The 22,536-nt window shown below is 65.2% G+C and carries 17 protein-coding genes; 10 read left to right on the forward strand and 7 right to left on the reverse strand.

Going from position 1 to position 22,536, the window contains the following annotated elements:
- The first annotated feature begins 70 nt into the window (after window positions 1–70).
- Entirely contained in the window at window positions 71–1,894 is a 1,824-nt protein-coding gene (locus tag KTJ89_RS15060) for an acyl-CoA dehydrogenase family protein (RefSeq protein ID WP_259358312.1), read from the forward strand.
- The gene (locus KTJ89_RS15065; protein ID WP_259358313.1) at window positions 1,891–3,135 is read left to right on the forward strand and encodes a CaiB/BaiF CoA transferase family protein; all 1,245 of its coding nucleotides are present in this window, start codon (window positions 1,891–1,893) and stop codon (window positions 3,133–3,135) included. Before KTJ89_RS15060 ends, KTJ89_RS15065 begins: the two co-directional genes overlap by 4 nt.
- Here KTJ89_RS15065 and KTJ89_RS15070 read toward each other — a convergent pair.
- Window positions 3,072–4,433 (reverse strand): benzoate/H(+) symporter BenE family transporter, encoded by a 1,362-nt coding sequence (locus KTJ89_RS15070; protein WP_259358314.1) that lies wholly within the window; start codon window positions 4,431–4,433, stop codon window positions 3,072–3,074. The two genes, KTJ89_RS15065 and KTJ89_RS15070, sit on opposite strands and share 64 nt — an antisense overlap.
- Before the next feature lie 10 nt (window positions 4,434–4,443).
- Window positions 4,444–5,109, reverse strand: coding sequence for a DinB family protein (locus KTJ89_RS15075; RefSeq protein WP_259358315.1), 666 nt, complete (start codon window positions 5,107–5,109; stop codon window positions 4,444–4,446).
- Between the two features lie 231 nt (window positions 5,110–5,340).
- Between KTJ89_RS15075 and benA the strand changes: the two genes are divergently transcribed.
- The 5 genes from benA (at window position 5,341) to KTJ89_RS15100 (ending at window position 12,648) form a co-directional block, all read left to right on the forward strand.
- Entirely contained in the window at window positions 5,341–6,723 is a 1,383-nt protein-coding gene (gene benA / locus KTJ89_RS15080; RefSeq protein WP_259358316.1) for a benzoate 1,2-dioxygenase large subunit, read from the forward strand.
- A 106-nt stretch (window positions 6,724–6,829) separates the two neighbouring features.
- Window positions 6,830–7,363, forward strand: a complete 534-nt coding sequence (gene benB / locus KTJ89_RS15085) for a benzoate 1,2-dioxygenase small subunit (protein ID WP_259358317.1) — start codon at window positions 6,830–6,832, stop codon at window positions 7,361–7,363.
- An 89-nt stretch (window positions 7,364–7,452) separates the two neighbouring features.
- On the forward strand, window positions 7,453–9,015 hold the full coding sequence (gene benC / locus KTJ89_RS15090) for a benzoate 1,2-dioxygenase electron transfer component BenC (RefSeq protein ID WP_259358318.1): 1,563 nt from the start codon (window positions 7,453–7,455) through the stop codon (window positions 9,013–9,015).
- Complete coding sequence (locus tag KTJ89_RS15095) at window positions 9,005–9,859, forward strand: 1,6-dihydroxycyclohexa-2,4-diene-1-carboxylate dehydrogenase (RefSeq protein ID WP_259358319.1); 855 nt, start codon at window positions 9,005–9,007, stop codon at window positions 9,857–9,859. Before benC ends, KTJ89_RS15095 begins: the two co-directional genes overlap by 11 nt.
- 29 nt (window positions 9,860–9,888) lie before the next feature.
- Window positions 9,889–12,648 (forward strand): helix-turn-helix transcriptional regulator, encoded by a 2,760-nt coding sequence (locus tag KTJ89_RS15100; RefSeq protein ID WP_374990287.1) that lies wholly within the window; start codon window positions 9,889–9,891, stop codon window positions 12,646–12,648.
- 169 nt (window positions 12,649–12,817) lie between these two features.
- On the opposite strand, the gene catA is transcribed toward KTJ89_RS15100, so the two are convergent.
- The 5 genes from catA to KTJ89_RS15125 are packed head-to-tail and all read right to left on the reverse strand — an operon-like array spanning window position 12,818 to window position 17,684.
- Window positions 12,818–13,690 (reverse strand): catechol 1,2-dioxygenase, encoded by an 873-nt coding sequence (gene catA / locus KTJ89_RS15105; protein ID WP_259358321.1) that lies wholly within the window; start codon window positions 13,688–13,690, stop codon window positions 12,818–12,820.
- A gap of 39 nt (window positions 13,691–13,729) precedes the next feature.
- Complete coding sequence (gene catC, locus KTJ89_RS15110) at window positions 13,730–14,005, reverse strand: muconolactone Delta-isomerase (protein WP_259358322.1); 276 nt, start codon at window positions 14,003–14,005, stop codon at window positions 13,730–13,732.
- Window positions 14,006–14,062: 57 nt separating this feature from the next.
- On the reverse strand, window positions 14,063–15,163 hold the full coding sequence (locus KTJ89_RS15115) for a mandelate racemase/muconate lactonizing enzyme family protein (protein WP_259358323.1): 1,101 nt from the start codon (window positions 15,161–15,163) through the stop codon (window positions 14,063–14,065).
- Window positions 15,160–16,086, reverse strand: a complete 927-nt coding sequence (locus KTJ89_RS15120; RefSeq protein ID WP_259358324.1) for a LysR family transcriptional regulator — start codon at window positions 16,084–16,086, stop codon at window positions 15,160–15,162. The genes KTJ89_RS15115 and KTJ89_RS15120 overlap by 4 nt, the downstream gene beginning before the upstream one ends.
- On the reverse strand, window positions 16,083–17,684 hold the full coding sequence (locus tag KTJ89_RS15125; RefSeq protein WP_259358325.1) for an AAA family ATPase: 1,602 nt from the start codon (window positions 17,682–17,684) through the stop codon (window positions 16,083–16,085). Before KTJ89_RS15125 ends, KTJ89_RS15120 begins: the two co-directional genes overlap by 4 nt.
- A gap of 362 nt (window positions 17,685–18,046) precedes the next feature.
- Between KTJ89_RS15125 and KTJ89_RS15130 the strand changes: the two genes are divergently transcribed.
- The 3 genes from KTJ89_RS15130 to hutI all read left to right on the forward strand — a co-directional run bounded on the left by KTJ89_RS15130 (window position 18,047) and on the right by hutI (window position 22,458).
- Window positions 18,047–18,946, forward strand: a complete 900-nt coding sequence (locus KTJ89_RS15130) for a hypothetical protein (RefSeq protein WP_259358326.1) — start codon at window positions 18,047–18,049, stop codon at window positions 18,944–18,946.
- A 260-nt stretch (window positions 18,947–19,206) separates the two neighbouring features.
- Window positions 19,207–20,928 carry a urocanate hydratase gene (hutU, locus tag KTJ89_RS15135; RefSeq protein ID WP_139469446.1) on the forward strand — a complete coding sequence of 574 codons (1,722 nt, stop codon included), beginning with the start codon at window positions 19,207–19,209 and terminating at the stop codon, window positions 20,926–20,928.
- A gap of 258 nt (window positions 20,929–21,186) precedes the next feature.
- Entirely contained in the window at window positions 21,187–22,458 is a 1,272-nt protein-coding gene (hutI, locus tag KTJ89_RS15140; RefSeq protein WP_259358327.1) for an imidazolonepropionase, read from the forward strand.
- The last annotated feature ends 78 nt before the right edge of the window (window positions 22,459–22,536 follow it).

Raw genomic sequence — 22,536 nt, forward strand, 5'->3', positions numbered from 1 at the left:
TAAGAGAAATGTCTTTGTCAGCCCCAGGTTCTCGGGCATACGGTCGAAGAAACCATCAAAGGAGATTATCTTGCGTGAGACTGCTTCGTCGCCCGATACGACCATGACCCCCGTGCCGGACAGCTACGGCATCGACCGCTTCGCCGACGACCGGTCGCTGAAGGACCTCCTGCCGCTCTACCTAGACGAGAAGCTGCTCGCGCACCTCCGGCCGGTGTTCGAGGGCCTCGGGCCCCGCCTCGGCGGAGAGCTCGACGACCTCGCTCACGATGCCGACGTCAACCCTCCGGTGCTCAAGCACCGCACCCGCAACGGCGCCGATCAGCAGTCGATCGAGATCCATCCGGCCTACCGGCGCCTGCAGGAAGTCGCCTTCGGCGAACTCGGGCTGGCCGCAATGAGCCACCGGCCCGGTGTCCTCGATTGGGACGAACCGATGCCGCCGATCGTCAAATACCTCCTCGTCTACCTGTTCACGCAGGCGGAATTCGGGCTGCTGTGCCCGGTGAACATGACCGACTCGCTCACCCGCACCCTGCGCAAGTACGGTTCACCCGAACTCGTCGAGCGCTTCATCGGCGGACTGACGAGCACCGATGTCGACACCCTGACCCAGGGCGCGATGTTCATGACCGAACAGGACGCCGGCTCCGACGTCGGTCGTGCGACGACCACGGCGGTCGACAACGGCGACGGCACCTGGGCGCTGACCGGTGAGAAGTGGTTCTGCTCGAACGCCGACGCCGAGCTCGCCATGGTCCTCGCTCGCCCCGAGGGTGCACTGCCCGGAATCAAAGGCATCGGACTCTTCCTCTTACCGCGCACTCTTGAGGACGGTTCGCCGAACTCCATGCGCATCGTCCGCCTCAAGGACAAGCTCGGCACCCGGTCGATGCCCAGCGGCGAGATGAGCCTGCAGGGAGCGACGGCCTACCTCGTCGGCGATATCGGACGCGGATTCGTGCAGATGGCCGATATGGTCAACTCCTCTCGCCTGTCCAATGCCGTGCGCGCGGCCGGCCTCATGCGGCGGGCCTTCGGTGAGTCGAAGTTCATCTGCCGCAATCGCGAAGCCTTCGGTTCGACGTTGAGCAAGCTGCCCCTGCAGCGTCGCCAGCTCGCGAAGATCATGACGACCACGGAACAGGCGCTGTCGATCTCCCTGCACACGGCGGACGTCTTCGCCCGGGCCGATGCCGGTGACGCCGAAGCCGCCTCGGTTCTGCGCATCCTCACCCCGCTCATCAAGTTCCGCGCCACCCGCGACGCCCGCAAGGTCACCGCGGACGCGATGGAGATCCGCGGCGGAGTCGGCTACATCGAGGAATACGGCGACGCCCGCGTCTTCCGCGATTCCCAGCTCGGATCGATCTGGGAGGGCACCTCGAACATCGTCGCCCTCGACGTCATCCGCGCCGCCCACCGGGCGGGCACACTCAAACCGCTGTTCCTGCACCTGGAGACGCTCATCGCCGAGGCGGCCGACCTCCCGGCCGCGTTCCGCAGCCAGATCCAATCGCTGAGCTCGACGCTGCTGCACGCGCTCGAGTCCACGCCCGAAGGTGTTGAGCAGGCACGGGTGCGTCAGCTCGCGACCGCGACCTACAACCTCGTGTGCGCGTCCATCATGGCCTCGGAAGGCGCGCGGATCGGAGACAGCCGCGGCGACTGGTCGCGCATCGTCATCGCCGCACTGGTACTGCGCCACAAGCTGATGCCGCAGAACCCGCTCGTCCCGGTCGTCGAAGACGACGCCGTACTCGACGCCCTCATCGACGGTGTCGGTATGGGCCGGGACGAAGCGTTCGCGGCTGTCGAGGAGATCCTCGGCGAAGGTGGAGCAGCTCAGTCCGCCGAGGATGGAACTGCGCGTTCCGGAGGGAGCGGGCAGTGAGCGCGGGAGCACTCGCCGGGATCACGGTCATCGATCTCTCGCGCATCCTCGGCGGGCCCTATTGCACGCAGATCCTGGCCGATCACGGTGCCGAGGTCATCAAGGTCGAACCTCCGGCCGGCGATGATACGCGCAGCTGGGGGCCGCCTTTCGTGGCGCCGGAAGTGTCGAGCTACTTCGCCGGGATCAACCGGAACAAGCGGATGATCACCCTCGACCTGCGCACCGAGGAGGGACAGGAGGCGCTGCACGGGCTGCTGGCCGGGGCCGATGTGCTCGTCGAGAATTTCAAGACCGGGACCCTGGCGAAGTGGGGGCTCGATCCGGTGTCGGACATTCCGGACCGCTACCCGCACCTCGTGCACGCGTCCATCACCGGTTTCGGCGATGACGGTCCGCTGGGCGGACGGCCCGGATACGACGCGATCATCCAGGCGATGTCGGGTCTGATGTCGGTCAACGGGGACGAGTCGACCGGGCCGATGCGCATCGGCATGCCCGCCGTCGACATGGTCACCGGGCTGAACGCGGCCATCGGCGTGCTCATGGCGCTGCAGGAACGGGTGACCAGCGGGCGCGGTCAGCGGGTCGAGACGACGCTGTTCGACTGCGGGATCTCCGTCATGCATCCGCACCTGCCGAACTTCTTCGGCGGTGGGGCCGTGCCGAAGCTGTCGGGCAACGACCATCCGAACATCGCCCCGTATTCGGCGTTCGCGACCGGGGCCGGGCAGGTATTCATCACCGCCGGAAACGACGCGCAGTTCGCTAAGCTCGTCGACCACCTCGGTGCTCCGGGGCTCGCCGAGGACCCGCGGTTCGTCGATAACGCCGCGCGTCTGGGCAACAGGGATGCGCTGCGGACCGAGCTCGAAGCGCTCATGGTGTCGACTTCGGCGGAGGCGCTGTCCGAGGAGCTCATGAGCATCGGCGTGCCCGCCGGTCCGATCCTCGATGCCGCCGAGGTGGTCGAACACCCGCATACCGCGCACCGCGAGATGGTCGTGGAGATGGGCGACGGCTACCGCGGGGTGGCCTCGCCGATCAAGCTCGCCCGGACTCCGGCCAGCTACCGGATCTCGCCGGTGCAGCGGGTTGCGGAGGTCGCCGGCGGGGACGATGGCGAAGGGCAGTATGGCGCGGAGGTTGAAGGGCACCCGCACGCGGTGGCCCGGAATCAGCCGTTCGAGGACTTCGCAGCAGCATCGTCCCGCGACCGGGCAGCCTCAGCGGCGCGGTAGTCTCCCGGCTCGAGGAAGCGCGAGGCGATGCAGCCGAACAGGATTCCCCAGAAGGCCGCATGGATGTTGAACGGGTCGAACTCGGCGATCGTGACGACGAAGGTCACCAGTGCCCCGAACGTGAAACGAGTGGAGAACGCGGAGACGAACGCCTGCCGCAGAGCTCCCAGCATCGCCATTCCCCCGAGAGCGAGGATGTAGGCCTCGGGCGTGCCGAGCATGAAGCGCGTGACGAGCGGGGAGAACAGGGCAGCAATGAAGCAGAGGAACGAATAGACGACCGCTGCCGAGTACTGGCGCTTCGGTTCTCCGGAGGACGTGAGCAGGGCGTTCGTCGGTCCCGTCAGGCAGGCGGAGACCGCGCCGAAGCAGGCATTGACCACCGACATGATTCCCGAGGTCACCGCCGAGGCATTGACCGGAGTGGCATGTCCGGCGTGGCGCAGCACGGCCTCGCCCTGCCCGTTCTGGACGACCAGGACGGTCAATGTCAGCGGGACGACGAGTTCGAGTTGGGCCGCCCACGTGAACTCGGGAGTCGTGAAGACCGGGTGGGCGAGGACGGGGCCGCCCGATGACAGGTCCAGCTGTCCGAGGGCGACGACGGCGAGGAATCCGACGATGAGTGCGCCCAGGACGGGCGGCATGAACCGAGCCAGTCCGGGCAGCGCTGTGAGGGCGATGAACGCGGCGATCATCGGAACGACGATCGCCGGTGTCGCCTGCCCCGAGGTGACGATGTCGGTGCCGAAGCGCAGGAACAGCGCTGCCACCATGGCCATGACGATCGGCGGCGGAATGGCTGCCATCGCCTTTCTGACCAGGCCGCTCATGCCCAGGGCCAAGGTCAGTATGCCGGCGACGAAGAACGCGCCGACCACCTCGCCGAAGCTCAGGTGCTGCAGCGATGGGCCGAGCAGAACGGTGCCAGGAATCGACCAGGCGAAACCCAGGGGGCGCCGGTAGATCAGTGACATGACCAGCGTGGCCAAGCCCGCCGAGAGGAAGATCCCGAAGACCCATGACGACAGCTGGGCATCGCTGAGGCCGCCCGCCAGTCCCACAGCCATCGTCACCGCGATGGGTCCGGTGATGCCGAAGATCAGGCCGACGAGGGCATTCAGGCAGAATTCGACGCTGATGTCGCGCCGAAATTCCCTCCATCGAGGCATCCGAGTGCCAGGTCGCTCGAGCAGCGGTTCGCGTCGTGTCGAGGCGGCATGGTCAGCAGCCGATCTCGCCGAGGCGGTCCCGCTCTGGGACTCACCCACCGGGGCTATTCGCTGGTTCTCGTGCATGCAGTGGTCCTCAGGTCCAGCGCGGCAGGGTCGGGAGGTCGGGCAGCTCTGCGGCGGATTCGATCTCCCCGGGATGCCCCCACGCCAGCCACTGCACGAGGTCCTCGCGGTCGCCGGTGACGATCTGACCGTCCTCGCCGATCTCCCAGCGGTCGCCTTCGGTCGTGTCGATGATGAGGTTCGGAGCCGCCTCTGCGATCCGCAGTCTGCGGATGAGCGTCTCCAAGGCATCGAGCGCGGAGTCCGGATCGGCCTCCTCGATGGTCCATGCGGTGCCGAGGGAATCGTGGGCGATGACGATCTCACCGATCCGCTGGCTCACGACTTCGCCCGGGCTCAGCCGGAGCCCGCGGTAGTCCACGGTCTCGTCGGCGGGTATTCGGCTCAGGTGACCCGCCGCAGCGGTGAACGCCAGATGACAGCGCCGGAAACCGGTGCGGACATCCTCGACGGCATCGTCGTCGGCCGCGGTCGGCAGTCCGAGTGATTCTTCGATGAGGCGGGAGAGCTCGAAACCGCCCTCGACGATCCGCGAGAGCACGACATGACGGCTGTGTCCGTCAGCGGTGGTCTTCTCCATCAGGTCGTCGGCGAGCATGGTGATGACGGTGTCCATCATCTCCGTTTCGCGGCCGAGCCGAGCGAGATCCGAATAGAGCTGTTCGATGCGTTCCACAGGTGCGGTCCTTTCCTCAACGCTGAGAGATCACCGGTCACCCTAGCTGCGCGAGGTCCGCAGCCGGCACCCCGAGAACCCCAGTCCTCACCCCCTGGGTCATGCCTAGGCATCCCCCTGGTGTGAAGAGCATCACGATCGCCGAGGATGGGGTGGACCGATCGGGCAGCGCCGAATGCTCGCCCTGAGATCGGATGCTCGAACGCACCGCAGAGACCAATGGAGGCTCCTATGACCGATACGCTCGATGTCCGCCCCGATACCCGCGAACTCATCGCGAACGGCGTCCAGGAACGGCCCGAAGAAGGCGTCCGCCGAGTGAATCGGCAGATCTTCACCGATGAGGAGATCTTCGAGCTCGAGATGAAGCACATCTTCGAAGGCAACTGGGTCTACCTGGCCCACGAGTCCCAGATCCCCGAGATCGGCGACTACTTCACGACCTATATCGGTCGCCAACCGATCGTCATCACCCGCGACAAGCAGGGCGGACTCAACTGCCTCATCAACGCCTGCGCCCATCGTGGAGCGATGCTCTGCCGCCGCAAGACCGACAACCGCACCACCCTGACCTGCCCCTTCCACGGATGGACCTTCCGCAACTCCGGTGAGCTGCTCAAGGTCAAAGACGGCCGCAACGGCGGATACCCCGAGCAGTTCAACAAGGAAGGTTCGCACGACCTCACCCGAGTCGTCCGGTTCGAAAACTACCGGGGTTTCCTCTTCGGCTCGCTCAACCCCGATGTCCTTCCGCTCGAGGAGCACCTCGGCGACACCCGGGTGATCATCGACTCCGTCGTCGACCAGTCACCGGACGGTCTCGAGGTCCTCAAAGGTGCGACGACCTACACCTACGAGGGCAATTGGAAGCTGCAGACGGAGAACGGCGCCGACGGCTACCACGTGACCTCCGTGCACTGGAACTATGCGGCAACCACAGCCCGCCGGAAGTCCGGAGAATCGGAGAACGAGACCAAGGCCATGGACGCGGGCGGCTGGGGCAAGGTCGCCGGCGGCTTCTACTCCTTCCCCTACGGGCACCTGCTGCTGTGGCAGGAATGGACGAACCCCGAAGACCGTTCGCTGTGGTCGGAACGGGAACGTCTGGTCACGGAATACGGGGAGACGATGGCGAACTTCATGACGAACATCTCCCGCAACCTCTGCCTCTACCCGAACGTCTACCTGATGGACCAGTTCAGCTCGCAGATCCGCCATATCCGGCCGATCTCCGCCGACCTCACCGAGGTCACGACGTTCTGCATCGCGCCGAAGGGCGAATCCGCCGAGGCGAGGGCGAATCGGATCCGCCAGTACGAAGACTTCTTCAACGCCACCGGCATGGCCACCCCGGATGATCTCGAGGAGTTCCGGTCCGCGCACAAGACCTACCGTGCCTCGGCAGCTCCGTGGAACGACATGTCCCGTGGTCAGGAGCACCAGATCGACGGGCCCGACGAACAGGCGAAGGGCTTGGGCATCAATCCGATCGCCTCGGGCGCGAAGACCGAAGACGAAGGTCTCTACCCCGTCCAGCACGAATACTGGCAGTCCGTGATGGTCGACGCCCTGGAACGGGAGGAAGCGGCGGCAGAGCCCTCCGCGCGGAGCTGATCCGCAGACACGCGGAGCTGACCCGCGCATTCGCAGAACCGTCCCGCGCAAACCCGGAATTCAACCGCGCACGCGCGGCACAGACCCCGAAAGGACCGACCCGATCATGACTTTGACCGCACAGGAGACCTCTTCCGCACTCGTCGTCGATGTGGAGACCGCCGAGGTGATCCGCCAGTTCCTCTACCGCGAAGCTCGCCTGCTCGACGAATGGCAGTTCGAGGAATGGCTGGAGTGCTACCACCCGGAAGCCTCCTTCTGGATGCCCGCCTGGGACGTAGACGACACCCTGACCAGCGACCCGCAGAACGAGATCTCACTCATCTGGTACCCGGACCGCAGCGGCCTGGAAGACCGCGTCTTCCGGATCCGAACCGACCGTTCGGCGGCGACCTCGCTGCCCGAGCCCCGCACGGAGCACAACCTCGGCGGAATCGAATTCCTGTCCCGGGACGGCGACAGGGTCGAGGTCCGATTCAGCTGGACCACTCACTATTACCGCTACCAGAGCACGCTGACCTATTACGGCCACAGTCTCTACAGCCTCGATCTGTCGGGCCAGACACCGGTGATCCGCGACAAGAAGGTCATCCTCAAGAACGACACGGTGCATCAGATCATCGACATCTACATGATCTGACCATCGGCGATCAGATCGATGGCCCACCTGCCCGAGGACGCGCAGCCCCACCTGCCCGAGGACGCGCAGAAGAGACTTAGGAGAAGACAATGAGCAATGACGTAGCGATCAGCTTCGAAGACGGCGTCACCAAGATCATCAAGGTCAACCAGTTCGAAACGGTGATGGAGGCCGCGTTCAAGGCGCGGATCAACCTGCCCTCGGACTGCCGTGACGGAGCGTGCGGAACCTGCAAATCGTTCTGCACTTCCGGAGAGTTCGATCCCGGCGACTTCATCGACGATGCGATGACCGAGGACGAGCTCGACGCCGGTTATGTGCTGACCTGCCAGGCCACCCCCGAGACGGACATGACGATCGACGTCCCCACGACCTCGGACGTGGCGAAGACCTCGGCCTCGGACTTCGACACCGAGATCGTCGACCTTGAGTTCCATGCGGACTCGACGGTGAGCTTCACGCTGGCAGTGGAGAACCGGGACGATCTCGCCTACCTGCCCGGCCAGTACATGAACCTCCAGGTTCCCGGCACCGACCAGGCCCGGTCGTACTCCTTCAGCTCCGGTCCGAAAATCGAGAACACCTCATTCATGGTCCGCAACACCCCGGGCGGGGCGATGTCGACCTTCCTCACCGAACGTGCAGCCGTCGGCGACAAGCTGACGATGACCGGACCGTTCGGGACCTTCTTCCTCCGTCCCCCGAAGCGGCGGATGCTGATGCTGGCGGGCGGGACCGGCCTGGCCCCGATCCTGTCCATCCTGGAGAAGCTCGCCGACGACGGCACGGATCAGCCCATCCACCTCATCTACGGTGTCACCAATGACTCCGATCTCGTCGGACTCGACCGCCTCGATGAGTACGTCGAGAGACTGGGCACTTTCAGCTACAGCTTCTGTGTGTCCTCGCCGGAGAGCACTGCGGAGAAGAAAGGGTACGTCACCCAATTCATCGAGGACGAGCATCTCGACGGCGGAGACGTCGACATCTACCTCTGCGGCCCGCCGCCGATGGTCGATGCAGTGTCGAGCTGGTTGGGCGACGAGGACATCACGCCGGCGAACTTCTACTACGAGCGGTTCGCGCCCAAAGGGTCGACCGATGACGACGAATCCGGTGCCCCGGTCAGCAAAGAGACGATCGAGGAGTCAGGCGATGCGATCAGCGCCGGTGATGCGGTGTCGTCGATGCAGACCGGACGGCTCTCCTTTACCCGCCAGGACTCGATGGCCCACCTCGAGGCACGCACCGGCCTGGAACTCGCGGTGACCGAGCTGCTCATGGGGCGGCTGACAGACAAGCAGCTCGAACAGTTCCGACGCTTGGCGGAGAACGTCTCGACGGCGCTCAAGGGCGAAGAGATCATCGACGCGGAGGAGTTCGGCAAACTCAACGAAGAATTCCACGAGTACCTCTTCATCCTCTCCGACAATCCAGCCTTCCTAGAGAGCTTCCGTCGGCTGGAGGTGCAGAGCCAGATCGTCGAGGCGCTGAAGAACGGCGGTTGGATCGCCCCCGAGGTCGACGCCGAGCACTACGACCTCGTTGCGGCGTTCGAGAACAACGACATCGATGCGGCGCGTCGAGTTCTGCGTTCGCACAGCGAGCACACTCGCGCGACGATGTGCATGGTGGTGCCGCATGCCTCCTGAGTCGGCCGAGACGCCTGAATCGCAGACGGCGCAGAAGCGGGTCGAGGACCAGGGGCTGCTCACCGGCAAGCTCGTGCTCATCACCGGGGCCGCCCAGGGCATCGGCCGGGAGACGGCGCTGCTCGCTGCCGCCCAGGGAGCCGACCTCATCCTCGCCGACCGATCCGATCTCGTGTCCGAGACGGAAGCGGAAGCGAAGGAGATCGCGGCTGCACGGGGACGTCGGCTCGCCTCGGCGACGGTGCTGGGTGATCTCGAGGCCTGGACAGGTGCGGAACACGTGGTGGCTGCAGGAACCGAGGCGCTGCGGCTGCCGGACGTCTGCATCAACGCCGTCGGCGGCACAATCTGGGCCAAGCCGTACGAGTACTACGAACCGGAGAATATCGAAGCGGAGATCCGCCGCTCCCTGTTCCCGACGCTGTGGATGTGCCGTGCCGTCCTGCCGGGGATGAAAGCTCGTGGCGAAGGTACCATAGTCAACGTGTCATCGATCGCCACCCGCGGAGTCAATCGCGTCCCGTATTCGGCTGCGAAAGGCGGGGTCAATGCGCTCACCGCATCACTGGCCATGGAGGCCGCCGAGGCGGGAGTGCGTGTGGTCGCAACGGCACCGGGAGGCACCGAAGCCCCCGAACGGCGGATCCCGCGCGGCCCGGGCGCCGAAACCGAAGAAGAGCGAGGATGGTTCCGACAGGTCGTCGAACAGACGACGGAATCGAGCCTGTTCGGCCGTTACGGCACCTTGAGAGAGCAGGCGTGGCCGATCGTCTTCCTCGCCTCCGATGCGGCCTCGTACATCAACGGCTCGGTGCTGCCGGTCGGCGGAGGTGATCAGGGATAGACGGAGCAGGGTCAGCTGCGCTTCCACTGCTGCCCGGTCCGACACGAGCCCTCCACTCCGTCCTCGACCTGTGGAAGTCGCTGGCCGACACAGGTGGGAGGATCGTCGTCCTGGAAGGGGCGTCCGGTACTGGCAAGTCCGGTATCGTCCGTGCGCTGCAGGACGCGACCGGGCATAGTTGCGAAGTCCTCGTCGGCACGCACTGGAGCCGAGGGGTCCCGTTCGCCCTGCTCGGACAACTGAGAGACGCATCCGAGATTCTGCAGGAGGGCAGCGAATGCCCCGCCACCATGCAGCTGCAGGTGGCCGGCGCCCTCATCGAACTGTTGAGGGGCGACAAGACCGCACCGACGACCGGTCCGAGCTCAGATGGGCGTCTCATCGTCCTCGACGACATCGGCTTCGCCGATCCCGAAAGTCTGCAGGTGTTCAGTCAGATCGGGCGGCGAATGCGCGACACCCGCACCCTGCTGCTCATCTGCCTCGATCCGGAATCGACAGACTCGCTGGACCCCGACTTCCTGAGGATGGCGAGGGATTCCCATGCTGCCCGGATCGAGATCTGCGACTTCGGCACCGACGATGCCATCGAACTGGCCGCCGGTCGCGGATTCCACGACATCGGAGATCACGGAGCCGCCGCCCTGGTCACCCAGAGCGGCGGCCGACTGCGTGCCGCCGAAGAGATCCTGGCTCTGCTGCCTCCGGGCCGATGGCCCGCTGACCCCGGTCAGCTGCCGCTGCCGCCGGCAGTCACCCAGGAGGTCCTGGGCCGGATCGAGAGCACCGGTTCCTCCGAAGTCGAGGACGTTGCCTCCGCATTGGCCATTCTGCGCCGACCGCAGGATCTCAAACGGGTGATGGACGTCGCCGGAATCGATGACGTCGAAGGGACCATCGACCTCGGCGTGGCTCGAGGCGTCTTTCGAGAACACGACTCGGCGGGTCGGACCACCCTGCGTCTGTGCCACCCTGCTGCGGCCAAGGTGATCCTCGAGACTATGGCGCCGTCGACACGGCGATTTCTCCGCCGCCGAGCTGCCGAGACCGCCCCATCGGAAGAGGAGAAGCTCTTTCACCTCTCCGCTGCTTCATTGGGCCTCGACCCCGAGCTGGCCATGCGTCTCATCACCATTGCCGTCGATGCTGAGCGGGAGGGACGCTGGGAGGATGCCGCGCAGCTGCATTTCGGGGCCGCACGAGTCCTCCCTGCCTCCGCCGACCGCGACCATGAACTCCTGGCCGGCATCGATGCGCTCGCCAGCGCAGGAAGAGTGGCGGAAGTCCTGCCGTGGGTCGAAATCGGAAAGAGCATCGCCCCGTCGGTGCTGCGCGATACCGTGCTGGCCAATATCGCCACTCATCGGGGGCAGGCCGCCCTGGCAGACGATCTGCTCGCTCGTGCCGAGAACGCCGGCGCCGGCGGTGACGAACTCAATGCCCAGATCGCTCTGCGCCGGACCTTGGACTCCCTCGTGCGCTGGGACGGTCCGAAGATCTGCGCATGGACGAGCCGCGCGATCGAACTGAGTGATCCGAGCGAACCCGCCTATGTCGAATCCCGAGTCGTCCGCGGACTCGGCTTCGCCGCGCAGGGACTCCTCGCCGAAGCCGATGCGGAGCTGAGGACCATGGCAGCCCAACGACTCCGCGGGGCACAGGAGCAGCGACTGCGTCTGTGCGAGGGGTGGGTGGCGATGCTCGCCGGTGACCATCGAAAAGCCGTCCGCGACTTCGAAGCCGCAGCGCCAACTCATCGGGAGCGCGGTTCGCTGCGGATCTCACTGTGGGCCTACGGGTGGCTGGCGCGAGTCCAGTACCTCCTCGGTGAATGGGACGACGCGCTGCAGACGGCGGAGGCGGGTCTGCGCATCTGCGATGACGCAAACATTCCGCTGCTCGCTCAGCTGCTGCAGTGGACCGCTGCCGAGATCAGGCTCTGGCGGGGTCGCCCCGTCGATGAGGTGATGAGCCGAAGCGGACACGGCGCCATCCTCAGCGACTATCTGGCGATGCAGGTGCCGGCTCGTCTGGCCCGTTCGGTCGCCGCGGATCTCCGGGGTGATCATGATGGTCGAGCCGCGGCCTTGCGGCCCCTGCTCGACGTCGATCGGGGGACGGAGTCGCGCAGTTCCTTCTGGCCGTGGGGCTGGGAGATCGTCGATGCGCTCATCGCCGTGGGAATGAGCGAGCAGGCCGCCGAGATCGCCGGCAGCTTCCACGTCCACGCTGCGACATCTGGAGCCTATATGCGTGGATGCGCCGAGGCGGCGAAAGCCAGGGTCGCTCAGGACGCCGGTGACCTCGCCGAGGCGGAGCACGGATTCGACCGCGCGCTGACGATCCTCATGGACGGCCAGAACGACACGACCGTGGCGAAGGTGCTGTTCAGCCGCGGCCAGATGTTGAGACGGGCCAACCGCCGTCGGGATGCTGTCGAGAGTCTGGTCCGGGCACGGGAATTCTATGAAGGAGTGGGTGCCGAGGCTCAGCTGCGACGCTGTGATCGGGAGCTGCGTGCGACCGGGATGGCGTGGCGAGGCAATCCTGACGCGGAGGGGAGTCCTGCTGGGCCGGAGAACATCGACTCCATCATCCTCACCCCGCAGGAGATGTCCGTGGCCGACCTCGTCGTCCAGGGGATGACGAATGCCGAGGTCTCACGTCGACTCTTCATCGCGGAGAAGACGGTGCAGTACCACCTCACGCACATCTACGAGAAATTCGGGATCAGGTCACGCACAGAATTGGCGGCGGTCCACCTCGGTGACGGAATCCCCGAGGTGTGAATCCCGCGGGTGCGGGACGGTGCGGATACCCGAGGGCCCCGTCCCTGTGGTGGCATTACTGCCCTCAGGACGAAACGAGCGCCTCGGCCGCGACGATGAATTCGTCGTGGCCGAGGCGCTCAGTTCGGACCCGCACCTCATCCGGCGCAGGCCCTGCCCCTGCTGAGGATCAGCGCTGGGGATCGAGCACGAAGTTGTAGGTGACCATTTCGCCCTCGTCGTCCGGGTTGGGCTGCGGATCGAGCATCAGTTCGGGTTTGACGGCCGAAGCGATGTCATCGTCGTTGTGCGGATCGCCGGGGAAGTACAGCTGCGAGGTGATGAGCTGGTGGTCGGGCGCATGCACCTTGAAGTGCATGTGCGCCGGACGCCAGGCGTGCCAACCGGCCGCCTCGATGAGCTGACCGCAGGCGCCCTCGGTGGGGATCTGGTAGGGCGCGGGACGGATCGTGTGGATCTCGTATTCGCCGGCCTCGTTGGCCACGAAAGTTCCGCGGAGGTTCCACTCGGGCAGTCCGGGGGCGAACTGGGAGTAGAAGCCGAGGTTGTCGGCGTGCCAGAGTTCGAGCTTGGCTCCTGGCAGCGGCTCCCCGCTGACGGACGTGACCTGGCCCTTGAAGACGAACGGGGTGCCCGGCTCGTCGGGGCGCATCGGGATGGTGCCGTCCCATGGGAGTTCGGGGGAATCCGTGACGTAGTAGGGGCCTTCGATGGTGCCCTTCGAACCCTCACGGTCTTCGTTGGCGACCTCCTCGACGGAGTGCTCGAGCCAGACGTCGAGGAACAGCGGCCATTCGCCGTCCTCGCCGACCTTGATCAGCCACGCCTTGAAGGCGTTGTATTCCTCATAGCTGACCTGCTCTTCGATGACGAGGTCGTTGAGTGCCTTGACGGCCTTTCCCGCCAACAGGCTGACCCGCTCGTGGTCGACGACTCCGCCGGCGGCGGCGCGAGCCTGACGCTCACGGAACTGGGCGGAGGCATTGGCACCGGAATCGGCGGCCTTGGCGTCGACTTCGGCGGTGAAGCTGTTCTCTGACATGTGTCTCTCCTTTGATACAGTGCCGGATCGGTTCCGGTCTCAGATATGGGACGGGTGAGTGGCCAGCGGGGTGACGGCGATCTTCATATGAGGGAAGAGCGGCAGCCCGCTGAGGATGGTGTGGAGTTCGTCGTGGTCGGCGACGTCGAAGACCGAGTAGTTCGCATACTCGCCGGCGACTCGCCAGATCTCCTTCCACCGTCCGTCGCGTTGGATCTCCTGCGAATAGTTCTTCTCACGAGCCAACAGCTCGGCGGTGTCGTCTGCCGACATGTCCTGGGGCAGAGTGACGTCCATTCTGACGAGGTAGAGCATGTTCTCTCCTTCGAGGTCGGGGATAAAGGGTGGTCGGGCGGGGGTCGGTTCGGGTTGTCAGTCGATGCGGTAGCGGGCGAGTTTGTCCTCGTCGATGATCGTGCCGACGCCGGGAACGGTCGGAGCATGGACCCGTCCGTCGCTGATCTCGATCGGCTCTGCGATGAGATCGTCAGCCATGTCGAGGAAGTTCGAGAGTTCGGCCGGCCATCGTGAGGAATGTTCGAAGGCGGCCCCGAAGGTCACTGTCGCAGTGCTGCCGAGCTGAGTGTCGATCTGATTGCCCATGAGGACGTCGAGGCCGAGTGCCTCGGCAAAGGACAGGATCTTCTGGGATTCGGTGAAACCAGTCCGTGCGGTCTTGATCGACAGTGCGCTGGCGCCGCCCGTGTGGATCTCCCGGGCCGCGGCGCCGAGATTCGGTGCCGATTCGTCGGCGACGATGGGGATGGGGGAGGCGGCGACGAGGCGGCGTCTTCCGAGGATCTCGTCGGCGTCGTCGGGCTCTTCGAAGAAGCGCAGGTCGAGTCCGGCCGTGGCCTCGAGCACCTGAGCGGCTTCGGTGGCGGTCCACCCGCGGTTGGCGTCGAGATAGAGCAGCGCATCGGGCCCGAGTTCGTCTCTGAGGGCGGCGACGAGGTCGACGTCGAGGGCTACCGGGCGCCTGCCGACCTTGATCTTGAACGACCGGACCCCGTACGTCTCGGTGAATCGCTGCGCTTCCTCGATGACCGCCTCGGTGGGGGCGAATCCGAGCATATGGGAGACCTCGAGCGAATCGGCGAACCCGCCGAGGAGGCGATGCACGGGAGTGTTCAGCGACTTGCCGATGAGGTCCCACAGGGCGATGTCGACTCCGCCCTTGGCTGTCTGATTGCCGATGGTGCGGTGCAGCCGGGAATGGATGAGGGAACGGTCGAGCGGGTCCGTGCCGATGATCGCATCCGAGAACACTCCGTTGACGATGCCGACGACGGATTCTTTCGTCTCGCCGTAGGTGTAGGGACGCGGTGGGATGTCGGCACAGCCGACGAGGCCCTCATCGGTTGAGATCCGCAGGAGCACGTGTTCGATGTGGTGGACCTCGCCGCTGGCGAACTTAAGTGCCTTGCACATGGGAATGCGGTACGGGACGGCTTCGACGCCAGTGATCTTCACGCTGGCTGCTCCTTCTCCTCGGCGGTGGGATCGTCGATGTTCTCGCCGACGACTTCGGTGATGATCTCGATCATCCGGATGATGGTGCGGGTCTCTTCGTCTGAGCGCCAGACGACAGTCAGGTCCGTGCGGGGCGCCTCGTAGATGCTGCGGAAGCGGACTCCGGGGATTCCGAGCGCGGTGGCGGTGTGGGGGACGATCGCGGCTCCGAGGCCGGCGGCGACGAGCGACATCAGCGTCGAGGTCTCGGATGCCCGGACGGAATAGTCGGGGCGAGAACCGGCGCGGCCGAGGAACTCCGCAGTCATCTCCGACATCGTCGACTTCTCGGGGTATCCCACGAGGGCATGCTCGCCGAGTTCTGCCGCGGTGATCGATCCGGGAGCGTCAAGCAGAGAATCAGAGGGAACTGCGAGGATGGAGGATTCGCTGCCGATGACGCTGCTGCTCACTCCCTTCGCCTGAGTGCCTCCGCGCAGCAGAGCGATGTCGATGCTGCGGTCGAGCAGACGGTCGACGAGCCGGGGAGTGACCATCTCTCCGCTGACGTTGAGCTGCAGCTTCGGAGCCGCACTGGCCGTGCGCCTGACGACCTGCGGCATTATCCCGTAGGTCGTCGATCCGGTGAAGCCGAGACGCAGCGGTCCGGTGAGCCCCGCGCCGATGAGCTGGACTTCCTTGCCGAGGGCGTCGAGGTGCGCGAGCACGCGATCTGCCTCTTCGAGTAGGTGGGCTCCGGCGTCGGTGAGCGACACCGAGCGAGTGGTGCGGTTGAGCAGAGTGGTCCCCAACTGCCTTTCCAGCTTGCGGATCTGCTGCGACAGATACGGCTGTGCGAGCTTGAGGCGTTCGGCAGCCCGCCCGAAGTGCCGTTCGCGCGCGACCATGGAGAAGTACTCCAATTGGCGGGTCTCGAGTTTCATCGGGCACCGACCAGCTCGGTCGCCTCCGCGGCACTGGCCATCCGGATTCCCCGGAAGCGTGCGGCATGGGCGAAGTCGTCGAGGTCGAGGCGCTCGCCTCGGTGGGCGGCGATGCGCAGAGCCAGGCGCAGGACCATCTTGATGTCGCGGGCGGTGATGTCGGGGAACTCCGTGACGAGTCGGTCGAGGAGATCGTCGCCGAGTTCCACCTCGTTGCCGGCGGCCATGATCTGCCAGATCTGGCGCGCATCCTCGGCGGACGGGGCTTGGTAGTCGATGACGGCGGCGCAACGGGCCAGGATCGCTTCGTCGACACCGTTCGTGCGGTTGGTGGTGAGGAACAGGAGCCCGTCGAAGTATTCGAGGGTGCGGAGGAACTCCGCGACGATGGCGTTCTGTGTGAGGTCGAAACCGCGTTCGAGGACGAAGACGTCGGCCTCGTCGAGCAGCAGCACGGCGTTCCAGCGCTTCGCGCGGTCGAAGATGATCTCGAGGTTCTTCCGCACGGCCTCGGGTGTGATGCCCAGGGACCCGGAGTGGATGGAGTACAGGGGTTTGCCGATGACCTCGGCATAGACTTCCGCGGTCAGGGTCTTGCCGACTCCCGGGCGGCCTTTGGCGAGGATGACGTTTCCGGCGGACTTGCCTTCGATGATGTCGCCGGTGAAGACCTCGATGTCGGTGGTCAGAATGGTCAGTAGCTCTCGCTGTTCCGGCGGCAGGACGAGTTTGTCCTGAAGGGTGGGGTCGTATTCGAAGGCGCGCAGGTCTCCGGTGTTGACGTCGAGATAGTCCTGCGCTGCGAGGTCGAAGACGCGCACCGCGGTGAGGACGGGGATCGGTCCGTACTCGCCGGCGTCGAAGAGCACTGAAGCGCTGACTCCGCGCAGACCGGCGATCTCGTCGGGAGCGACGTCGTTGACGACCTTGCGGCCGCTGCGGCGGTTGGCCGCACGGTGGTCATCGGTGCGGATGGCGCGTCCCGTGAACAGGTACTGGCTGCCGAATCCGTGGTCGATGATCTCCTTGAAATCCGCGCGGCGCCGTGAGTATTCGTCTTTGAGTTCAGGGGATTCGCGGAAGGCTCCGGCCGCGGTGAGCGCTTCTTCCGGGGTCTTGCCGACGATCTCGGTCTCTTCGAAATAGAGGATCCGGGGTGCCCGGGAGGGACGTTTGACCGTGGGGTTGTCGGCTTCGAGGGTGACCTTCACGCGCGGCCCGCGGGTCTTGTCACCGTGTTCGACGTCGATGCCCACGACGAGATACGGGTGGACATACCCGTCGGATTCGCGCACATAGAGCCAGCCGTCGATGCGGGCGGCACGGAGAAACTCACGGAACACCTCGGCGGCCGAGGCGATGTCGGGGATGATCGGGCACTCGCCGCTGCGGCTGGAGCGCACGGCGGCGACGGTGCGTTCGAAGGATTCTTCGCCGAGGATGTTCGCCCGCTGCGCGAGATCCTCCAGCGCCGCATCGGTGAGTTCGCGGTCCGGGATCCCGATGTCCTTCGACCGCCAGTTCTGCGCCCGGGTGCGAGTCGTCAGCAGGGCGTCTGACTCAGTGGCGGCTACGACGGCGGTGGGAGCGATGAACATCGTTGTTCCTCTTTCGGGATGCGGGCGATTCGTGATCGTGAGGGATAGATGGTCCGGGTTGAGGTATTGCCCATGACCTTATGCGGTTCCCATCTTGATTTAAAGGATCGAAAACGTCTCGATTGAGAAGTAGGTGTAATGAATCGAAATGGGGCGAGCGAACGGGTGGAGAAGTGGCGAGATGAGGGTGGGGGCGCGGACCAGTCGCCTGCAGACCACACGAGCCGGTCTTCCCCGTGGACACTGACCCGGTTCTGCGCGCAATGGTTTGGTAGCGTCTGTAGCAACAATGAGTCATGCCGAGACCGGAGTGATGAATTCGGGCCTGTGCGGATCGGCAATAGCACTGCGAAGGTGAAGTGATGAACGTGGAACGCGGCTTCAGGCGGCATCTTCGCTGGGTTGTCCCATTGCTGCTTATCCCGCTCTCGGCATACGTGTTCGCATTGATTGCGGCGTCGGCGTTGCCCAGCGAAGACGGGCCAGGAATCGGCTGGCTGGTCATTGTCTCGGGCCTCGGCCTTGGAATTGCGCCGGTCGTGTTCATCATTCTGGCGATCATCGGTGCCCAGAAGACGTATCGACGTAGTCGGCTGTTCGAGAAGAAGATGCAGAAGCGTCATGCGGCCTGGACTCGCAAGATGGAACAGCAGATCGTTGCCGAAGGTGGTCCTCGTTGCGATTTTGAAGCGAGAACCATGGCCAGAGTGTATGCGACACATTGGTTTGAGGCTCTTGCTCGGGGAGACTCCCTGCCCAGCTCCGATGACTTCAACCTCAACCTCGAGCCCGGAGAGTCTCTTCTCGACCAGTACCGGGCAAAATACGCACGCTTCTATGGACAGAACGTCACCTACAGCACGGGCGGGGTCTTCGCTATGGGCAGCCCGCTCTTCGTTGCCGGTGCGATGATCGGCTCGGCAGTGGGTAGAGCGAATGCTCGCGCTCAGGCGCAGCGCGTGGCAGCGGCGCAGTGGCGAGAAATCCAATACGTCGATGTTCTCGTCACTGATCGCAGGCTCATCATTCCGGTCGGCAGCCGCACGTTGTCGTTCTACTTCAATGCGGTGGCTGCCTTCTTCCCTGAGTTAGAAGCGATGACGCTGACCCTGGACTTCGGAGACAGGACTGAGCCTCTTCAAATCTTCTCGCCGGGCATCGCCGCAACTTCGGTTCTCCTCGTTCGTCAGCTCAAAGGAGTTGAGGGGTTGCACACCCATCCGGCACTGAAACCGATCAGCGACCACGCGATCACTGCCTGAATCACCTGACTTCGCCGGGACCGTTCGAGCTCGTTGAGCCGACTTCAATCTCGTTGCGCCGGCCTTCGGCCTGACGGACGATGCGTGGATGTCCGAAATGTCGGACGGAACTTGATGCGGGCCACTTCCGCATTCTGCTCCAGTCGTCAGAATGGATGGTGTAGTCAGAGCCGACAGCGCAGGGGAGCCCACACCTCGGCGCGACGGCGAAGCGGCAGCCAAGCATCCGCCTCGTCGGACACAGCGACAAGGAGAATCCCATGACCACCAAGCCGTCGTTCACCCAGCACGACCCGTCCCGCGTCATCCGTGCCGACCGCGGAACCGAGATCACCGCGAAGTCCTGGCAGACCGAAGCACCCAAGCGCATGCTCATGAACAACCTCGACCCCGAGGTTGCCGAACGTCCCGAAGACCTCGTCGTCTACGGCGGCACCGGTCGCGCCGCCCGCTCCTGGGAAGCCTACGACGCGATCGTGCGCACCCTCGACGACCTCGAGGACGACGAGACCCTGCTCATCCAGTCGGGCAAGCCCGTTGGCGTCATGCGCACCCATGAATGGGCCCCGCGCGTGCTCATTGCGAACTCCAACCTCGTCGGCGACTGGGCTAACTGGGAGCACTTCCGCGAGCTCGAGGCCGAAGGCCTCATGATGTACGGCCAGATGACCGCCGGGTCCTGGATCTACATCGCCACCCAGGGCATCCTCCAGGGCACCTACGAGACCTTCGGCGCCATCGCCCGCAAGCGCTTCGACGGCACCCTCGCCGGAACCCTGACCATCACCGCCGGCTGCGGCGGAATGGGCGGAGCCCAGCCGCTGTCCGTGACCCTCAACGGCGGCGCCTGCCTCATCATCGACGTCGACAAGACCCGCCTCGATCGCCGCAAGGGCAAGCGCTACCTCGACGAAGTCGAAACCGACCTCGACACCGCACTGGCCAAGGTCATCGAAGCGAAGAAGAACAAGCAGGCCCTGTCCGTCGGACTCGTCGGCAACGCCGCCGAGATCCTCCCGCTCATCCTCGACCGCCCTGAGGCAGCCGAAGTCGACATCGTCACCGACCAGACCTCGGCCCACGACCCGCTGTCCTACCTGCCGGTGGGCGTGAGCGTCGACGACTGGCACGAAGAGGCCGAGCAGGATGCCGAGAAGTTCACCATCCGCGCCGAAGAATCCATGGCCAAGCACGTGAAGGCCATGGTCGAATTCCAGGACCGCGGCGCCGAGGTCTTCGACTACGGCAACTCGATCCGCGACGAAGCCCGCAAGGCCGGCTACGACCGCGCCTTCGAGTTCCCTGGCTTCGTCCCCGCCTATATCCGCCCCCTCTTCTGCGAAGGCCTCGGACCCTTCCGCTGGGTCGCGCTGTCCGGCGACCCGAAGGACATCGAGGTCACCGACCAGGCGCTGAAGGAACTCTTCCCGGAGAACGAGCACCTCCACACCTGGCTCGACGCCGCCAACGAATACGTCGAGTTCGAAGGACTGCCGGCACGCATCTGCTGGCTCGGCTACAAGGAACGCCACCAGGCCGGTCTGCTGTTCAACCAGCTCGTCGCGGAAGGCAAGATCTCGGCCCCGATCGTCATCGGCCGTGACCACCTCGACTCCGGTTCCGTCGCCAGCCCCTACCGCGAAACCGAATCCATGCTCGACGGCACGGACGCCGTTGCCGACTGGCCGCTGCTCAACGCCCTGGTCAACACCTCCTCGGGGGCGACCTGGGTGTCGATCCACCACGGCGGCGGCGTCGGCATCGGCCGCTCCATCCACGCCGGACAGGTCTCCGTGGCCGACGGCACCGAGCTGGCCGCTCAGAAACTGGCACGCTTGCTCACGAACGACCCGGGCATGGGCGTCATCCGCCACGTCGACGCCGGTTACGATCGCGCCTCCGAGGTGGCCGAAGAGCGCGGTCAGCGCGTGCCGATGATCCCCGAGCTCGACAAGCGCGACGAGGAATCCGCCGCACAGTAAGCAGTCCGCGGCGTTGCGTCGACGGCGCGGTCGCTGAATAGCTCAGAAAAAGGTGAGTAGCCCGGTTTCAAACTTGGGCTACTCACCTTTATCTGGGCCGCGGGGAGTTGCCGACCGAGCCGGCGGGCGGGTTCACCAGACCCCCATCACTCGGCCGTCCGAAATATCGGACAAATATCTGCGGGAGAGGTTCTGCCCCGCCACCGAGCGGTCCATACTGAGAGGGAATCATTCTCGATCGGAAAGGCCCGACTCGCCATGCAGCTCATCACCGGCATCAGCGAACTCGTCGTCAACGACCTCGACGCCCTCGGCGAGCTGGGCATCATCACCGATGCCGCGCTGCTCATCGACGACGGTCGGATCATCTGGTCGGGACCGTCCGCTGAGGCGGACACGGCGGTGTCGAACAGCCTCGGTGAGGGGGCCGAACCGAAGCTGAACGACGATGACATCGCCAACGGGGAAGTCACCTCGGCGAATGACCTCGGCGGACTCGAGACGATCGACCTCAGTGGCAAAGCCGTCATCCCCGGCTTCGTCGACAGCCACAACCACCTCATCTTCGCCGGTGATCGGTCCGAGGAATTCGCGGCCCGGATGGCCGGACAGAAGTACTCGGCCGGGGGCATCGCCACCACCGTGGCCGCCACCCGCGCAGCGACGGAATCCGAACTCGAGGCCAACCTTGTCCACCTGCTCGAGCAGGCGAAGCGGCAGGGAACGACGACGTTCGAGATCAAGTCCGGCTACGGGCTGACCGTGCCCGACGAGATCCAGGCCCTCGACATCATCAACCGGCACACCGAAGAATCGACCCTCATCGCCGCGCACGTCGTCCCGCCGGAGTTCAAGGACGAGCCGGAACGCTACGTCGACCTCGTCATCGACGAGATCATCCCGGCGGCCGCAGGCAAAGCGAAGTGGATCGACGTGTTCTGCGAAACCGGTGCCTTCACCGAGGTCCAGACCCGGCGGATCATCGATGCCGGCAAGGCCGTCGGAATGAAACCGCGGCTGCACGCCAATCAGCTCACCGAGGGCGGGGCGCTCAAGCTCGGCGCGGAACTCGGCTGCGTGTCCGTCGACCATGCGACCTTCGCCTCCGATGAGGACCTCGCCGTCCTCGCCGAGGCGGGCACCGTCGTCACCCTGCTGCCGAGCATCGAATTCTCCACCCGCCAGCCCTACCCCGACGCCCGCCGCTACGTCGACGCGGGAGTATCGCTGGCGATCGCCAGCGACTGCAATCCCGGTTCAGGGTTCTCCAACAGCATGCCGTTCGTCATCGCCATCGGCGTCCGGGACATGCACTTCACCGTCGAACAGGCGGTGTGGGCAGCGACAGCGGGCGGCGCCAACGCCCTGCAACGCACCGACGTCGGCCACCTCGGAGTGGGAGCCCGCGCCGACCTGGCCATCCTCGACGCACCCAGCTACCGCCACCTGGCCTACCGGCCCGGTGTGCAGCTGGTCGAACGCGTCTACTCCGGCGGTGAGCTCATCGTCGACAATCGACCCCGCGACTGAACCACCTACGCACGAGCACAGTGCGTCGACTGCGAGGAACCACCTCGGCGCCGGCGTATGAGACCTTCACCCACGACT

This window comes from Brevibacterium sediminis, from assembly GCF_024895295.1.
GTDB classification, from domain to species: domain Bacteria; phylum Actinomycetota; class Actinomycetes; order Actinomycetales; family Brevibacteriaceae; genus Brevibacterium; species Brevibacterium sediminis.

What these genes read in the sequence shown, in the direction of transcription:
- KTJ89_RS15070 (WP_259358314.1), bottom strand. Translation starts at nt 4,433, where the DNA reads ATGCACGAGAACCAGCGAATAGCCCCGGTGGGTGAGTCCCAGAGCGGG.
- benA (WP_259358316.1), top strand. Translation starts at nt 5,341, where the DNA reads ATGACCGATACGCTCGATGTCCGCCCCGATACCCGCGAACTCATCGCG.
- benB (WP_259358317.1), top strand. Translation starts at nt 6,830, where the DNA reads ATGACTTTGACCGCACAGGAGACCTCTTCCGCACTCGTCGTCGATGTG.
- benC (WP_259358318.1), top strand. Translation starts at nt 7,453, where the DNA reads ATGAGCAATGACGTAGCGATCAGCTTCGAAGACGGCGTCACCAAGATC.
- KTJ89_RS15095 (WP_259358319.1), top strand. Translation starts at nt 9,005, where the DNA reads ATGCCTCCTGAGTCGGCCGAGACGCCTGAATCGCAGACGGCGCAGAAG.
- catA (WP_259358321.1), bottom strand. Translation starts at nt 13,690, where the DNA reads ATGTCAGAGAACAGCTTCACCGCCGAAGTCGACGCCAAGGCCGCCGAT.
- catC (WP_259358322.1), bottom strand. Translation starts at nt 14,005, where the DNA reads ATGCTCTACCTCGTCAGAATGGACGTCACTCTGCCCCAGGACATGTCG.
- KTJ89_RS15120 (WP_259358324.1), bottom strand. Translation starts at nt 16,086, where the DNA reads ATGAAACTCGAGACCCGCCAATTGGAGTACTTCTCCATGGTCGCGCGC.
- KTJ89_RS15125 (WP_259358325.1), bottom strand. Translation starts at nt 17,684, where the DNA reads ATGTTCATCGCTCCCACCGCCGTCGTAGCCGCCACTGAGTCAGACGCC.
- KTJ89_RS15130 (WP_259358326.1), top strand. Translation starts at nt 18,047, where the DNA reads ATGAACGTGGAACGCGGCTTCAGGCGGCATCTTCGCTGGGTTGTCCCA.
- hutU (WP_139469446.1), top strand. Translation starts at nt 19,207, where the DNA reads ATGACCACCAAGCCGTCGTTCACCCAGCACGACCCGTCCCGCGTCATC.
- hutI (WP_259358327.1), top strand. Translation starts at nt 21,187, where the DNA reads ATGCAGCTCATCACCGGCATCAGCGAACTCGTCGTCAACGACCTCGAC.